Genomic DNA, 215 nt, shown 5'->3' with positions numbered 1-215 from the left:
AGTTCCGCCGTGGTTATGGCATCATCCGCCATCTTCGCATTGGTGATCGCATTATCGGCTATCGTTAAGGTAACATCGTTCAAGGTGGAGTTCGAACCCCCGGTAACCGTAAGGTCGGTAGAGGTAATTGAGCCATCACCGGTCAATGCCGTAACATCGACATCCAAAGTGACATCCTCAAAAATAGCGTTCGCTGGTGTACCTCCTAAAGTGAT

1 protein-coding gene is annotated in these 215 nt (G+C 49.3%); it reads right to left on the bottom strand.

Translation table 11 applies throughout. The features are described 5' to 3' along the window. On the bottom strand, nt 1–215 hold a 215-nt coding region (locus R3X28_RS19325; RefSeq protein ID WP_317666533.1), incomplete at both ends, for a hypothetical protein.

This window comes from Maribacter sp. TH_r10 (assembly GCF_033101095.1).
GTDB lineage: Bacteria > Bacteroidota > Bacteroidia > Flavobacteriales > Flavobacteriaceae > Maribacter_A > Maribacter_A luteus.
The sequence above is the reverse complement of the archived record's forward strand: the minus strand, read 5'-3'. Positions and strand labels throughout refer to the sequence as shown.